Genomic DNA, 13,807 nt, shown 5'->3' with positions numbered 1-13,807 from the left:
ACCATGTCTGAACAGCAGGCACCATCGCGGGAAACCTTAGAATCCCTGCTCATTCCGAGTACGGCCACGCTGACCTCCGTACTCACGGAATTCGGCCTGTACAACACGTTCATGCAGGACGTCGCGCCCCTGGCCCCGGACACGCGCATAGCCGGTCCCGCCTTTACCCTCCGGTACATACCCGGCCGGGAGGACATCACGCACGTGCCCGTGGACAACCTGACGGACATGCAGCGGATCGGTATCGAAAGCATCGGACAAGGCGAGGTGCTCGTGATCGACGCGCGGGGCGACACCCGGGCCGGCGTCATGGGCGACATCCTCGCCACGCGAATTCTGCAGCGCGGCGCCGCGGGGGTGGTGAGCGACGGCGCGTTCCGGGATACCCCGGCCATCGTCGAATCCGGGCTCGCCGCGTATGCGAAGGCCATGAACGCCCACAACAGCAAGAGCGTGCACTACCCGAGCGATATACAGCGTCCCATCGCCTGCGGCGGCGTAGCCGTGTTCCCCGGAGATCTCATTGTGGGTGATACGGAGGGCGTCGTGGTGATCCCGCGCCACCTTGCCGAAGAAGTGGCGGCCAGGGCCGTGGCGCAGGAGGACCGCGAAGTCTTCATCCTGCAGAAGATCCAGCAGGGAGCCAGCATCATCGGCGTCTACCCGCCCGATGAAAAGACCCTGGCCGAATACGAGGCCTGGAAGGCAAAAAAGGGCTGATCCTTCAGTCGGTGGCCAGATCCGCCATGCGCTGAAAGGCCACAACCGCCAGCAGTCTCTCTTCGGCGTGCAGGGTTCTGTTCCGGCCTTCCGATTCCAGGTCCGCCAGGACCCTGTACGCCAGTTCGAGATCGTCCGGGCCGGCCGCGGATCCTCCCTCGGACGCCGCATCATCGGCCGCCCGGTCCGCACCCGCTTCCCCGGCGATGTCCCGTGCGATCTCCACGAGCCGCGTCAGCACCTCACCGGTCTGCTGACGCTCGAACGCGCTCAGGGCGCGGTCGACGGCGTCCGTGAACCGGTTCCTTGCCGCTCTTTCCACACGCGACCAGCCGCCCAGTTGCCGGCGGACGGATCGGAAAATCCGCACCGTCGCCCGGTCCTGGTCCATCTCGCCGGACTGGAGCAACCGGTACAGCAGATCCGGTGCGCCGAGGAGATGTCCCGCCGACATGACCAGCACCCCCCGCTCGAGGCTGGTTTCGCTGGCCCGTATGAGGTCCTGCAGCCGTCCCAGGATGCCGGTATTCCCCATCCTGGCCAGCGTTTCCAGGGCGGACTGGACGATCGCGGGGTCCCGCTCGTGCTCGAGCAGGGCTTCCAGCGCGGTTTCCGCGCGCCGGTCCCCGATTCGATCCAGGGCGAGAATGGCGCTTCTTCGGATGCCCGGGCGTTCGTCGTGCAGCAGGGTCACCAGGATGTTGAGGCTGAGCGACGATGGCACCGCGCCCAGGGCTTCCACGGCCTCTTCGGCGATGTCCGACGACGGGCTGCCCACGCATTCGAGCAGCGGATTCACGGCCTCCACCGCGCCGATCCTGCTCAGGGACTGTACGGCCTCCCGTCGCACGTTGCGGTCGCTGTCCTCCAGCAACGCTATCAATTCGTCCACGGCCAGGTGACTGCCCGTTTCACCCAGTTCACGGGCGGCCCGGGCCCGGACCGAGGGATTGCTCGATTTCCCCATGCGCACCAGGTGCCACAGGGTCGCGATGGGATTCCCCTTGCGCACGCGGTTGATCACGTCCCGGGAAGAGACCTGCGAATCGGAGGTCACGCGGGTCAGCAGGCCCATGTAGGCGATGCGAAGCGTCCCGTTGGCAAGGAAAAGGTATTGGAGGCCCGCGAAGGTGTAGCCGAAGAAAGAAACGGCGGGGATGGAAGTACACAGATCGGCGGCTATACCGCCCAGTACGGCGCCGCAGGCCGCGCACCCTCTTGATACCGCGGAGTAGCATCCCAGGAAAGCGGATCGGTTGACCGCCGGGGCCGTCTTGACGATGAGATTGAACCGGGCGGTGCCCCACCCCGCGCTCATAGTGCCGCCCCAGACCTGCACCAGCGGCACCATGACCCAGTAGTTTTCCAGGGTCACGAATCCCCATCCCAGCGGAAACAGGGCCAGCCCCACGGCGGTAAGCGACATGACCGGCTTGTACCCGTACTTGTCCGCCAGGTAGCCCCAGAAGGGATTCATGATAATCGTGGCGATGGTCTGAATCGCTGAGTAGATCGCGATCTGGGCGTAGGAGACCTCCAGCGTCCGCAACATGTAGACCGTAAAGAAAGGCGCGGCGATCTGGGCGATGAGGAGCCGGCCCGAAACCAGGAACATCAGTCTGCGAAAGGGACCGTGCCGGAAGGGCAGGCGAAGCAATTGGTTCGAAGGGACATGCTCTCCCCGGCTCTTCTGCGGTTCGGGAATGCGGGACCAGGCCCAGACCCCGAAGCCGGAAAAGACCACGGCCACGATGAACAGGGTGGTGAAGCCTTCCTGCTCGTCTCCCGCGGCGTACGAACTCAGGAAGAACCCCGCGCAGACCGACGTGATCAGTCCGGCGGACGCCGTCAGACTGCGCTGCCGGGCGACGAAGCGGCCGCGCATCTCGTCGGGTACCAGGTCGGTCAGCCAGGACTGACGCGCCGGGGAAACCAGGGACATGACGGCCTTCGAAAGGGCGATGCAGCCCATGAGTGCCAGCACCTGGTATACCTCGAAGAAGAGAAAGGGGATGAAGGCGATGGGCAGCCAGAGCGACGAACTGACGGCATTGGCGGAAAGACACAGCGACTTGCGCCGTCGCAGGCGCTCGATCAGCAGCGGCGAGAAGGCTTGAAGCAACTGGCCGATGGAAATGGACGCGGAGATAAAACCGATCATGGCGCTGGATGCGCCGAGATGCAGCGCGTAACCCGTGGTGTAGACGCCCGTGGTAATCGCCGAATGCACCGACTCGAGCATGCCGTTCACGTTCCACATGCGCATCCCGCGCGCCGTCTGCAGCCGGGTCAGTTTCTTATCCTGTTGCATGATTCGATTTCCCGTTCCGCGCCAGTATCCAGCTGACCGTCGTGCCGACCCCCAGGTTCACGGCCAGGGCCACGGGACTGATCCACATGAAGCTGACCGGATCGTTCCCATCGGGCAACATGCCGAAGAGCGGACCGGAGAAGGCGATGAGCGAAGCGGTGAGGACGCCGCACACTGCGCCTGCGACGACGCCGGCCGGGCGGGCGAACGGCACGAACAGCGCGAAGAAGAACAGGGCGAATATAGGCGTCGTCAGCAGATTCGAGGTCTTGTTGGTCACCGCCGTGATGTTGCCGGGTACCAGTTCCATCAGCGAACTCGCGCCCACGGCAATGGCGCCGATGACGAAGGCGAGCGTTTTAGCCGTACGCGTCAACTGTTTCTCGGTAGCCGGCGACTTTCTGAACCGGTCGATGAAATCCGTAGATACCACGGCCGTAATCGCATTGACGCCCGAGTCCAGGCTGGACATGGCGGCCGCGAACATGGCGGCGACCACGAACCCCGATACGCCGGGCGGCAGGTAGTAGGCGATGTAATGGGGGAACACATGGTCGGCCAGTCCGTCCAGGTCGGCGCCGGCGGGCAGCAGGCCGGGTTGGTCCTGGAAGAATCCGAGGAGGGCGAAACCCGCGACCCACAGGGTGACCCCGATGCAGAGCCCCACCAGTTGCTGGGTCAGGTAGGACCGCCTGGCCGCGCGGGCGTCGGTGGTTGCCATGAAACGCTGCACCACGGTCTGGTCGCCCCCGGCCGTGGCAATCGCCCACGTCATGGACGCCATCATGGAGCCGATTACGGTCAGGCGCACGGACGGGTCCAGGCTGAAGACAGGCTGCGCGTCCCAATGGGGCTGCCAGGAGCCCGGAATCCAGCCGAATCCGTCGAAATGCAGGGTAACCGTCACGATTACCAGTATGGCGCCGCCGAGCATGAGCAGGGTCTGGAGCGTGTCGGTAATCACCACGGCCCGCAGTCCGCCCAGCGAGGTGTAGATGACCGCCACGAGCCCGGTAACCAGGGTGATGACGGGGATCCAGTCATCACCCACGCCCAGCATGACGGTCATGGCCTTGGCGGACAGGTAGATCAGCAGAGCCATCCAGACCAGCCGGAGCAGGATGAACATCACCGCGCCCAGCAGGCGGATGCCCAGACCGAGCCGGTCCTCCAGCAGTTCGTAGGCGCTGGTCACGCGCGTCCGCATGTAGACGGGAATCAGCCCGTAGCCGACTACCAAAAAGATGATCGGAATCGTCAGGTAGTTGAGCATCCAGACGGGCCCCTTGCCGATGGCCTCGCCCGGAATGGACAGGTAGGAGATGGTACTGAGCAGCGTGGCGAACAGCGAGAAGCCGATCAGCGTCGGCGGCATGCGCCCCCCGCCGGTGAAATACTCCCTGACGGTGCTCTGCCTGCGGCTGTAGTAATAGCCCAGCGATATGGTCGCCAGGGCGTATCCGATGATGATGGTCCAGTCGACGGGCGTCAGTCCGCCGGGAGTCATGGATCCTCGCTTCCACTGCGTAGTGTATACAATGTATCTACAGGACGACAGGTACCACGTGCGGCTAGGGCACGGCGGCGATTCGGACGAAATCCGTGTGACCGGGTCCTGCCGACGGCGATCCGCCGACGATGACGATGTGGCCTCCCCGGCTGAGACCACCGGCCTCGCGGGCCGCGTCGAGCGACGTGCGGATCATCCCGTCCGTCGTGTCGAACTCGGCGCACAGCACCGGTTTGACGCCCCAGACCAGGGCGAGGCGGCGAACGGTCGCCACCTCCGGGCTCACGGCGATGATCGGCACGCTGATCCGGTGTCGCGCGGCCACCCGGGCGGTGTGACCCGACCGCGTGCAGCAGACGATGGCCTTCGCGCCTGCCTCCAGGGCCAGGACGCAGGACGCATGGCTGATTGCTTCCGAAACGCCGGGGATCCCTCGACGCACCGGGTTTCCGTGCACCGTTCGCTGGAACAACCTGGCTTCGGCCTGTTCCGCGATAGTCGCCAGCGCATGCACGGCCTCCACCGGATAGGCGCCCGTAGCGCTTTCTTCCGATAGCATCACCGCGTCCGATCCGTCGAGGACCGCGTTGGCCACGTCGGCGGCCTCCGCCCGCGTGGGCCGGGAACTGTCGACCATGGACCGCAGCATCTGCGTGGCCGTTACGACGGGCCTAGCGGCCTGCAGGGCCTTGGTGATGATGTCCTTCTGCACCAGCGGGACATCCTCGTAGGGGATTTCCACGCCCAGGTCTCCCCGCGCGACCATGAGCGCATCCACGGCCGGGAGGATGTCGTCCAGCGCGTCCACGGCCTCCGGTTTTTCGATCTTCGCCATCAGGGGCAGGCTTGCCCCCCTGTCGTCCAGCAGCTTGCGTGCGCTCAACACGTCACCCCGGTTTCGGACAAAGGAAAGCGCGGCCATATCCACGCCCATATCGAGCCCTTCCACCAGCAGTTCCCGGTCCTTGTCCGTGAAGGCGTTGATACCCTTTGCTCCACGCGGTACCGTGATGCCCTTGTGATCCGAGAGTGAACCGCCGAGGAGTACTTTGCACCGAATATCGGGCGGTTCCACCGCCTCGATACGCAGTTCGACCAGACCGTCGGCCAGCAACAGGCGCTGTCCCGGGCATACCTCCTCCGGAAGGCCTGCGTAATTCACCGACACGCTGGTCCGGCTGCCGGGCACCGGTTCCGTTGTCAGGGTGAAACCATCGCCCGCATCGAGTTGAACGGGACCGTGTTGAAACGTACCGACGCGGATCTTCGGACCGGGCAGGTCCTGGAGGATCGCGACGGGCTTGCCGAGGTCGTCCGCGGCGGACCGGATGCGGTGGACGCTGCACCTGTGGTCGTCCGGGGTGCCATGGGAGAAATTGAGACGGAAGACGTCTACGCCGGCCTCGAGTACCTGGCGGATCATCTCGGGCGAACGGATGGAGGGACCCACGGTGCAAACGATTTTGGTACGTCGCATCGGTCCGTCCTTTCGCGGGCCGGGCCGCATCAGGCAACCGAAGCTTACTTCAATACCCCGATGCGGGCGACGTGCTCACCGAGCCTGAGTTCGCCGGAATGGACATCTCCGGGTACGGGCTCGTCGCGAAGCGCCGTCGACAGCGTTTCCGTCCTGATGTAGTCGGCGTGGGTATCGATGGCCTCGGCCAGGTCGCCGTCCGCCTCGTAGTAAAGCGTGATCCGGTCGTCCACGTTGAAGTCGGCTTCCTTGCGGAGATTCTGCACGTGGCGGACGAAGTCCCGCATCAGTCCCTCGAGCAGGAGATCGCGGGTTACCGTGGTGTCGATGGCGACCGTGCATCCGAAGTCCGAAGTCACGGACAGCCCGTCCGCGTCCACCCGTTCGACCTCGAGCTCTTCGGGCGACAGATCGACCCGTTCACCCTCCACCTCGAGCGTAAGGACCTCGCCGCCTGCGACAAGGGCGCCGGTCTCGTCGCCGTCCAGTGTCTCCAGCGCCTGCCGCACGGCGTTGAGCCGCTTGCCAAACCGGGGACCCCACTTCGAGAAAACCGGCTTCACCGCGTATCCGCGAAACGCGTCCTCGCTGTCGACCAGTTCCAGGTCTTTCACGTTCAGTTCTTCCAGCACCTGCGAGCGCATCCGCTCGATGGTTCTGCCCTGCCGGGAGCTCGCGGGTTGCACCAGCAGCCGGATGGCCGGCTGGCGGACTTTCATCCGGGCTTCGTTGCGCGCGGAGCGGCCCAGTTCGATCACCAGCATCAGGTCATCCATGTCGTCCATGAGATCCTGGTCGATCAGTTCGCCGGACGCCTCAGGATATGCGCAGAGATGGACGCTCTCCGGCGCCGATGCGTCGACGGGAGGGACCAGGCTCCGGTAGAGCTCCTCGGCGGAAAAAGGCAGGATGGGCGCGATCAGCCTGCTCATCGTCACCAGCACTTCGTAAAGCGTCTGGATCGCCGACTGCTTGTCCGCGTCATCGCCGCTCTTCCAGAATCGCCGCCGGCTCCGGCGGACGTACCAGGTGGAAAGCACGTCGATGAACCGTTCTGTTTCGCGGACCACCGCGGCCGAATCGAAATGGTCCATCCGGTCGTTGCAATGGCGGATCAGCTGATGCATCCGCGAGAGCACCCATCGGTCAAGTTCGCTGCGGTCCGTTACGGGGGCGGCAGTGGAAATCGGCGGGCAATCCGGCAGGTTGGCGTAGGTCACGAAGAACGCGTAAACGTTCCACAGCCGCAGCATCTTCCGGGTTACCTCCTCGGCGGGACCGTAACCGAACCGGAAGACCATGTTCAGCGGCGCGCCGGCGTACTGCCACCGCATCACGTCGGCGCCCATGCGGGCCGTGGCGTCCTCCACGGCGATGGCGTTGTCGCCGCTCTTGCTGAAGGGCTCGCCGTTTTCGTCCCTCATTTCTTCGTAGGTGAGCACGGCCTTGAACGGCGACTGGTCGTAGAGGGTCACCGACATGAACAACTGGGAATAGAACCAGAGCCTGATCTGTTCCCGCATTTCCGTGATCCAGTCCGCGGGAGACCACGATTCCCAGGTGGATTCCGGACCGGGCGAGGCAACACTCGCCTTGTCCCTTTCGGCTTCCGGTCCGCGCTCCGACCGGATCGTGCCTTCGATCCCGCGGTGTTCCGGCAGGTAATTCAAGGTCGAAAAGGGCACGATCCCGGCGTCGAGCCAGCAGTCGCCCACTTCGGTCACCCTGCGGGCGGCTTCGCCGCACCGTTCGCAGGTGATCTCGATTTCGTCGATCCAAGGGCGGTGAAGTTCGGGCAGGTCGTCAACGAGCGCAGGATCCACGGCCCGCTCGCGCAGTTCGGCCGTGCTTCCTATGACATTGATATGGTCGCAGTTCCCGCAACAGTAAAAGGGCAGGGGCAGCCCCCAGAATCGCCGGCGCGAAATGCACCAGTCCCCCATGTTGTCCAGCCAGTCCTGCATCAGGAGTCCGCTGTACTCGGGTACCCATTGGACCGTGGCGGCGGCCCGCTTCATGGGCGCCCTGATCTCGTCCGCGGAAATGAACCACTCGTCGGCCAGGCGGAAGACCAGGGGTGTCTTGCACCGCCAGCAGAAGGGATACCGGTGCGTGTAGTCTTCCCAGCGGAACAGCACGCCCCTGGATTCCAGCTCGCGCCGGACGCCCTCGGCCGAATCCCGTACATGGGTGGCCGCGAGCGGACCGATGTCGTCCGTGAAATAGCCATTTTCATCGATCGGCACGATAATGGCCAGGTCCAGCTCCTGTCCGAGCTGATAGTCCTCGGCGCCGCAACCCGGCGCGATATGGACGATCCCCGTGCCTTCCTCGTCCGAGACCATTTCCCAGGCGACGGTGGTGCGGTTAACCTCCCGCTGCGCCGGAAGATCCTCCAGCGGACCGTGGAACGGAAGGCCGATCAGGTCCTCCCCCTTCACCGTCTCGACGACTTCGGCTTCCGGCGGCAATACCGTGGCGACAAGCGATTTCATCAGGTAGTAGTGCGCGCCGTCCAGGACCGCCTTCGCATATTCGGCTTCCGGGTGCAGCGCCAGCGCGGTGTTCGCGGTCAGGGTCCACGGCGTGGTAGTCCAGACCAGGAAGTACTCGTCTTCACGGCCGCCGACGCGGCAGCGGAAGAAACAGGAGGGATCGGTCTGTTCCTGGTAGGAGTCGACCAATTCGTGCTGGCTCAGGCTGGTGCCGCACCGCCAGCACCAGGGCATGGACCGGTGGCCCCTGTACAGCCATTTCCGGTCGTCACAGGCCTTGAGAAAGTGCCAGATATGTTCGATGTTGTTGTCGTCCAGCGTGAAGTAGGACGCCGGATGGCCGTCTTCATGGTACCACTGCATCCAGTGGCCCATGCGGATGGACTGACGCGTGATCCGCTCCGCGTACTCGTCCACCCTCGCGCGGCACGCCCGGGAAAACTCCGCCAGGCCGAAGGTCTCGATATCCCGCTTCGAATCGAATCCCAGCGCCCGCTCGACCTCGACTTCCACCCAGAGTCCCTGGCAGTCGAACCCGTTCTGCCACCGCTGGTTGAACCCCTTCATGGCCTTGTAGCGGCAGTACATGTCCTTGTACGTCCGGCCCCAGGCGTGGTGGACGCCCATGGCGTTGTTGGCGGTTATCGGACCGTCGATGAAGGACCAGATGGGGCGTTCAGCCAATTGCGCGCGCAGTTTATCGAAAATCCGATGCTCCGCCCACCATGCGAGTATGCGCTCCTCCATGGCGGGGTATTCCATCTTTCCGTCAAAGGGCTTGAACATCTGGCCAGACACTGGTAACTCGATACTCCAAAGGTTAAACGGTTTACGACTTATCTTGCTGTTTTAGCACCACCCGGCATTCGGAAACTGCCGCCTGAAAGGGCATCTCGGCCGATCCGGAACGCCGGTCTGAAAATAGGCCGTAAGGGGGTGTTGCACAAGGTATTTCTGGCTTGTGGCAGGGCTGGCAAGAGGGCTGGCGGCCAAGTGGCCGGCCGGGTCAGCGACTGGGTCGGCAACCCGGTGGACGACAACGATCAACGGACCGCGATTCTACCCCTCGCCGTCCATGACCGGGAACCGGTTCAGTTCGTCCCTGCGCGCGCGCCAGTCGGGCAGGTGTCGGTCGAGGATGGCCCAGAAGCGGCGATTGTGCGAGGGTTCGATCAGGTGGGCCATTTCGTGGACGATCACGTACTCGAGGCATCGCATCGGTTTTTTGGCCAGCTCCAGGCTCAGCCAGATCCGGCCGTTTCGTACGCTGCAGCTTCCCCAGCGGGTTCTCATCTTACGGATCCGCCATTCCTTCACCGTCACGCCCATAAACGGTTCCCATGCCGCGATCAGGCGGGGGATACTCGTTTTCAGCCGTTCTCGGTACCAGGCAGAGAGCAGGTCCGCCCGTTCGTCCCGGCCGGTACCTGGTCGAACGCGCATTTCCAGCGTCGAGTCGCCCAGGAGGCCGATCTGCGGCGGTCCTTCGTGGGTTGTGACGTTTAACACGCGGTCGATCCCCTCCACGAAATGGCGCTCGCCCGATACCCAGGACCGGGCGGATTCCCGTTCCCTTTGGCGCTGCCTTTCCTGCTGCCGCCGGACCCAGGGCATTCGTCTCGCCACAGCCTGGCGGATCGAATCATCACCGACGCGAAGCGGCGCGGAGACCCTCAGGCGTCCGTCGGGTGGACCTACCCTGAGGTACAGGTGCCTGATCCGCTTCCGGTGGACTTCCACCTCGATATCGTCCACGCGCAATCGATAAACCTTTGATGTTCTTGTCGCGGCGATAGGTTGCTCGCTTTCGGTCCAGGTCTACGGCAGTCGGATCCTGTCGTCTCGGCCCCGCCGAGAGTACCCTTTTCTCCTGACGACTCCGCAATATAGGACGGAAAGCGGACCTGCAAAAGGAGAACAGAGCGTTCCCCCCGACCAACTAACCGGTTTGACTTTGATCATGCCAACCCGTTAATTCCAGATTCACGATGAATCCTCCGGAGTCCGCAGCCGTACGAACCCTTAGCCTGGAAAGGGACGCGATTTGAGCCGCGGCAAGCCCAATATCCTGTTCTTCTTTACAGACGATCAGCGCTTCGATACGATTCACGCGCTGGGGAATCCCCTGGTTCACACGCCCGCCATGGACCGGCTGGTCGACCGGGGCGTGTCCTTTACGCAAGCCCATATCCCCGGGGGCACATCGGCCGCCATCTGCATGCCCAGCCGGGCCATGCTGCATACAGGCCGCACGCTGTTTCATCTCGACGGCGCCGGTGCGGACATTCCGCCGGAGCACACGCTGATGGGGGAATACCTGCGGTCCCACGGCTACCGCACCTGGGGCACGGGAAAATGGCACAACGGCGTCTCGTCATACGCCCGCAGTTTTTCGGACGGCGCGGAGATCTTCTTCGGGGGCATGGACGACCACTGGAACGTACCGGTCTTCAACTACGACCCGGAGGGGAAGTACGAAGGAAGGCTGCCTCAGTGTCCGGATGCCTTCCGCTCGAACGAAGTGAAAACCCGGAAGGGGGACCACGTGCACGCCGGGCGGCACTCCAGCGAGATCTTCGCCGACTGTGCCGCCGAATGGTTACAGGGGTATGATTCCGAAGATCCCTTTTTCATGTACGTCTCGTTCATGGCGCCCCACGACCCCAGGACGATGCCCCGGGAGTTCCTGGAGCTGTATGATCCCGAGGCCATCCCGCTGCCGCGGAACTTCATGGGCGGCCATCCCTTCGATAACGGCGACCTGAAGGTACGGGACGAAGTCCTGGAGACGTTCCCGCGGGATCCCGCGAGCGTGCGGCGCCACATCGCCGAATACTACGCGATGATTTCCCATCTCGACGCGCAGATGGGGCGGGTCATGGATGCGCTGGAAGACCGCGGCATGGCGGACGACACCATCGTCGTCTTCGCCGGGGACAACGGCCTGGCGATCGGCCAGCACGGGCTGTTCGGCAAGCAGAATCTCTACGAGCACAGCATACGCGTCCCCCTGGTCTTCTCCGGGCCCGGGCATCCCGCACGGTGTGCGACGCAGCGCCTACGCTTACCTGCTCGATATCTTCCCTACCCTGTGCGATGTGACGGGATTGGATACGCCCGGTTCCGTGGAGGGTGTGAGCCTGGCGCCGGCGTTCGATGATCCCGGCGTACACCCGAGGGACACGCTGTTCGCGGCCTACCGCCAGTGGCAGCGCATGGTGAAGGACGACCGGTTCAAACTGATCGAATACGTGGTCGACGGGTGCCGGACGACCCAGCTGTTCGACCTGGAACGCGACCCGCTGGAATGCCGCAATCTGGCCGGCGAAACTGCTCATGCCGACCGGCTTGCGGCCCTCCGATCCAGGCTTTCCGACTGGCGGGACGAATGGGATGACGCGGATAGCGAGTGGGGCCGGGCCTTCTGGACCGGGTACGACGCGTGAGGTTAGAGTACGTGACGCCTGCCACTTGAGGTCTTGCTCTTAATGAAAATCGGGCGGACGCGTCCGAAAGTCCGAACGCGGCCGCCCGATCTGGTCCCACCCTTCCGGCCTTGCCTCTATGATCGTCAGGCCACGGCCACCCGGTTACCTGCGCTCCGGTACAGCGCTTGCCCCATGGCGCCCATGCCGATGATGACCAGCAGCAGATTGATGACCCAGCCCACGTAGGGCAGGCTGACGGCGATCAGGACCAGCACCAGGCCGGCGAGGAGGGGAAGCAACAGTGCACGGACGCCCTCCTGTTTCGGCCGCAACAGCGCGTTGCCCAGGAAGTGGGCCACGACGATCTTGGACACATACAGGCTCAATGCCCATACAGCGCCAATGACCAGTCCGGCGGGCAGCCCGATGAACGTCACGGCGAGCACAACCGCCAGGACCGGCGTGGCCGTGACCAGCACGAACCCGAGTCCCGCGGACGTAAGTATGCCGGTCAGATTGTCCAGCGGCACGCGCCGGAGCACGGGAAGCGCCCAGAGCAGCAGCAGGCCCGACAGGAACGCCGTGACCAGCCAAAGGGCCGTCCAGGCAATGGTCCAGGCTGAAAAGAGCCCGTCCTCACCCTCGTCCTGATCCGGTTCGGGAACTTCCACGATGGTTTCGCCGCCAACGATCGCGGCGGAATCCACCTCCAGGCTATCCTCGTCAGGCAACCCCACGTCGATGTCCCCGCCGATGGATGCGGAAGACTGGACCGTTGCCAGGCGGCCTGCGAAAGTAACGTCCCGCTTCACCGCGCCCGATATCGTCAGCGTATTGCCGAACACCGTAACGTTCCGGCCGACTGATCCACCTACAATGATGTTCTCCCCGAACGCGAAGAGGTCTCCCTCGATCGTTGCGTCAGGGCTGGACCGAAGCGACTGCGCAAATCCGTAGACGCCCTGACCGATCGAATCTCCTATGCGAATGACCTGGCCGAACCCGGCGAATCCGCCGCCCACCTGTCCTTCTACCTCGATGGTCCTGCCGAATGTGTAGATATCCCCCAGGACCGAACCCGAGATTTCGATCGACTGGGCGAAGGCAATCAGGTCTCCCGTCACCTCGCCGTCGATCCTGACCGTGCGGCCGAAGGCGACGAAGGTGTCGTCGACGATCTCGCCGGCATCCACCGAGATATCCTCACTGGAACGTATTTCGATGGCTTCCGCGGGGCGGACGTATCCCAAAACCAACAGTAGCCCTCCAAGCACAACCAACGTGCCGATCGGTCTCCGGAACAGAAGAAACAACGAACCCAGCAGCATGATGAGCCCGACAGTCAGGCCTATATCGCTTATCAGCGTAACCATGGTCGTACCTCCGTTCTGATAGTATTCGATGAAATAAGCGCCAGTGCTGAAGAGCATGGACAACTGACCGGAAACGTTCAGTGGATTCAGCCACTCGATACTCCATGGTAATTCCAGTCCCATCACCCAGCCAATGCCCACCCGCATCAGTGCCGCGAGTCCGATGACCAGTCCCAGCAGCTTCATGGTGTGGATGGGCGAAGGCGCAGAGACCGGTGCCGGTTGCGTTTCAGCCAGAAAGTCCTCCGCGTTTCCCACGATTTCGAAAAGGGCTTCTCTTTCCCTGCGGAACGCCTGTACGAGGCCCTGACACCGTGGGCAGTTTTCCAGGTGAGCAGTGAACGCCCGTGCTTCGGAACCGGCCAGCTCGCCATCGGCATAGGTCGAGCAGACGATTTCGGATGGACACGCGTCCTGGTGCAACGATTCGCTGGTCATGGTCGGCATAGTCCGGTCAACTCCTCTCGCAATCGTCTTCTGGCTCGGTAAATCA

At 63.6% G+C, this 13,807-nt stretch carries 9 protein-coding genes and 1 pseudogene (1 of these 10 cut by a window edge); 3 read left to right on the top strand and 7 right to left on the bottom strand.

Translation table 11 applies throughout. The features are described from left to right. The first annotated feature begins 3 nt into the window (after positions 1–3). A complete protein-coding gene (locus F4Z81_11125; GenBank protein ID MXW05606.1) occupies positions 4–720 on the top strand; it encodes a ribonuclease activity regulator RraA in 717 nt (238 codons plus the stop codon). Positions 721–724: 4 nt separating this feature from the next. Here F4Z81_11125 and F4Z81_11120 read toward each other — a convergent pair whose 3' ends face one another. The 5 genes from F4Z81_11120 to F4Z81_11100 all read right to left on the bottom strand — a co-directional run bounded on the left by F4Z81_11120 (position 725) and on the right by F4Z81_11100 (position 10,274). Further along, positions 725–3,031, bottom strand: coding sequence for an MFS transporter (locus F4Z81_11120; GenBank protein MXW05605.1), 2,307 nt, complete (start codon positions 3,029–3,031; stop codon positions 725–727). Then, positions 3,018–4,538, bottom strand: a complete 1,521-nt coding sequence (locus F4Z81_11115; GenBank protein ID MXW05604.1) for a sodium/solute symporter — start codon at positions 4,536–4,538, stop codon at positions 3,018–3,020. Before F4Z81_11115 ends, F4Z81_11120 begins: the two co-directional genes overlap by 14 nt. A 64-nt stretch (positions 4,539–4,602) precedes the next feature. Beyond that, positions 4,603–6,048 carry a pyruvate kinase gene (pyk, locus tag F4Z81_11110; GenBank protein ID MXW05603.1) on the bottom strand — a complete coding sequence of 482 codons (1,446 nt, stop codon included), beginning with the start codon at positions 6,046–6,048 and terminating at the stop codon, positions 4,603–4,605. 14 nt (positions 6,049–6,062) lie between these two features. After that, positions 6,063–9,311 carry an isoleucine--tRNA ligase gene (locus F4Z81_11105; protein ID MXW05602.1) on the bottom strand — a complete coding sequence of 1,083 codons (3,249 nt, stop codon included), beginning with the start codon at positions 9,309–9,311 and terminating at the stop codon, positions 6,063–6,065. 261 nt (positions 9,312–9,572) lie between these two features. Beyond that, positions 9,573–10,274, bottom strand: coding sequence for a M48 family metallopeptidase (locus F4Z81_11100; GenBank protein ID MXW05601.1), 702 nt, complete (start codon positions 10,272–10,274; stop codon positions 9,573–9,575). A gap of 283 nt (positions 10,275–10,557) precedes the next feature. On the opposite strand from F4Z81_11100, the gene F4Z81_11095 reads away from it, so the two are divergent. Then, positions 10,558–11,673, top strand: coding sequence for a sulfatase-like hydrolase/transferase (locus tag F4Z81_11095; protein MXW05600.1), 1,116 nt, complete (start codon positions 10,558–10,560; stop codon positions 11,671–11,673). Continuing rightward, positions 11,396–11,959: a DUF4976 domain-containing protein gene (locus tag F4Z81_11090; protein MXW05599.1), complete on the top strand. Its 564-nt coding sequence runs from the start codon at positions 11,396–11,398 to the stop codon at positions 11,957–11,959. Before F4Z81_11095 ends, F4Z81_11090 begins: the two co-directional genes overlap by 278 nt. Before the next feature lie 125 nt (positions 11,960–12,084). On the opposite strand, the gene F4Z81_11085 is transcribed toward F4Z81_11090, so the two are convergent. Both F4Z81_11085 and F4Z81_11080 read right to left on the bottom strand, forming a co-directional pair. Further along, positions 12,085–13,761: a hypothetical protein gene (locus F4Z81_11085; protein ID MXW05598.1), complete on the bottom strand. Its 1,677-nt coding sequence runs from the start codon at positions 13,759–13,761 to the stop codon at positions 12,085–12,087. Positions 13,762–13,804: 43 nt separating this feature from the next. Next, a pseudogene (locus tag F4Z81_11080) lies at positions 13,805–13,807 on the bottom strand (RNA polymerase sigma factor) (it continues 510 nt past the right edge of the window).

The organism is Gemmatimonadota bacterium, from assembly GCA_009835325.1.
Lineage (GTDB): Bacteria > JAAXHH01 > JAAXHH01 > JAAXHH01 > JAAXHH01 > JAAXHH01.
The sequence above is the reverse complement of the archived record's forward strand: the minus strand, read 5'-3'. Positions and strand labels throughout refer to the sequence as shown.